We start from the raw sequence: 1,833 nt of genomic DNA, 5'->3' as shown, positions 1-1,833 counted from the left end.
CCGGGGCCCTTGTCTGTACGCGCGGGGTCTGTACGCACGGGGGCCGTACGGGCGGGGTCCGTACGCGCGGGGGGCGGGGCTTATCCGTGGGTGTCGGCCTCGTGGGTGTCGGCCGCCTCGACCTCTTCGCGGGTGATGCCCAGCAGGTACAGGACCGTGTCGAGGAAGGGCACGTTCACGGCGGTGTGGGCGGCCTCGCGGACCACCGGCTTCGCGTTGAACGCGACGCCGAGGCCGGCGGCGTTGAGCATGTCCAGGTCGTTCGCGCCGTCCCCGACCGCCACGGTCTGGTCCAGCGGAACCTTCGCCTCCGCGGCGAACCGGCGCAGCAGCCGGGCCTTGCCCGCCCGGTCCACGATCTCCCCGGTGACGCGGCCGGTCAGCTTGCCGTCCACCACCTCAAGGGTGTTGGCGGAGGCGAAGTCCAGCCCCAGCCGCTCCTGGAGGTCGTCGGTGACCTGGGTGAAGCCGCCGGAGACGACGCCGACCTGGTAGCCGAGGCGCTTGAGGGTGCGGATGAGCGTACGGGCGCCGGGCGTGAGCCGGACCTCCGCGCGCACCTTGTCCACCACGGACTCGTCCAGCCCCGCCAGCAGCGCCACGCGCGCGTGCAGCGACTGTGCGAAGTCCAGCTCGCCGCGCATCGCCTGGGCGGTCACCTCGGCGACCTCGGCCTCGCAGCCCGCGTGCGCCGCGAACAGCTCGATGACCTCGTCCTGGATCAGCGTCGAGTCCACGTCCATGACGACGAGCCGCTGAGCGCGCCGCTGGAGACCGGACGACACGACGGCCACGTCCACGCCGAGCCGGGCCGCCTCGGTGGCGAGCGCGGTCCGCAGGACGGCGGTCTCCGCACCCGAGACCGCGAACTCCACGGCCGTGACGGGGTACTTGGCGAGCCGGAAGATACGGTCGATGTTGCCGCCGGTGCCGGTGATACGGGCGGCGATGGCCGCCGTCGACTCGGCGGTCAGCGGGTGGCCCAGCACGGTGACGTGCGAACGGCCCGTGCCGCGGGGCCGGTTGTCGCCCCGGCCCGAGATGATCTCGGCCTGGAGGTGCAGCGACTCGGCCCAGCTGTGCACGGTGGCCCGCAGCTCGCCCTCCGTGGCGCCGTTGCCGCCGGGGGCGGTGATCAGTGCGCAGAGCACGATCCGGCCTCGGGTGACGACCTGCTCGATGTCTATGACATCCACCGACCAGGCGGCCAGGGTGTCGAAGAGCCCGGCGGTGATGCCGGGGCGGTCCTTGCCGAAGATCTTGACGAGGAGGGTGGGGGAGTCGTCCCCGGCGGGACCGGAGACGGCGGGGACGCCGGAGACGGGCGGAGTCTGCGATGCGCTCATGGTGCTCATACGGTATCGGGCGCCGCGCCGAAACCGCACAGGTGTCCCGCGTGCTGGGATCCCGACGGCGGTCGCGAGCCCGGGTTCTGAAGCGCCGCCCGGCCGCCGCAGGTCCTGCCGCTGCGGCCCGCCAAGGGCACCGCGTGTGCCCGGTCCGGGCCCTGCACCCCATCGCGCCGGCGGACCGCCCCGTCGGCTACCGCCTCGCAGAGCGTCGGTCGGCCCGGCGGGCAGCTTCCTTCCGGCCGGGGCCGGGTCCCAAGGCCGCCGTCGGCGGCCGGCCCGCCGAGCCCGCCTTCAGCCCCGAGGCGCCCTGCTCGTCCGGGCGGACCGTGCTGTGCCGGTATTGGCGTCGCCGCGAGCCGCAGGCTGTCGCCGCGGTGGGCTGATGCCCCGCCTCCCAGGGCGGGATGCGGGGGCCGGTGCGGGTGCCCCGCCACTCGCCGGCCGTCCGCGCGGTGGGCACCCGCGTCGCAGGGCGGCGGTC

At 74.7% G+C, this 1,833-nt stretch carries 2 protein-coding genes; both read right to left on the bottom strand.

Going from position 1 to position 1,833, the window contains the following annotated elements:
* Nucleotides 1–80 precede the first annotated feature (80 nt).
* The gene (gene serB / locus ACFU99_RS42385) at nt 81–1,346 is read right to left on the bottom strand and encodes a phosphoserine phosphatase SerB (RefSeq protein WP_384403799.1); all 1,266 of its coding nucleotides are present in this window, start codon (nt 1,344–1,346) and stop codon (nt 81–83) included.
* 196 nt (nt 1,347–1,542) lie between these two features.
* Nucleotides 1,543–1,833, bottom strand: a 291-nt coding sequence (locus ACFU99_RS42380) for a hypothetical protein (RefSeq protein ID WP_384403796.1), incomplete at its 5' end; no start/stop codon positions are given.

Origin of the sequence: Streptomyces sp. NPDC057654, assembly GCF_042800135.1 — a bacterium.
Taxonomy (GTDB): Bacteria; Actinomycetota; Actinomycetes; order Streptomycetales; family Streptomycetaceae; genus Streptomyces.
This window is presented reverse-complemented; position numbering and strand designations above follow the sequence as displayed.

Coding starts and splice junctions, on each gene's coding strand:
- serB (WP_384403799.1), bottom strand. CDS start 1,346: ATGAGCGCATCGCAGACTCCGCCCGTCTCCGGCGTCCCCGCCGTCTCC.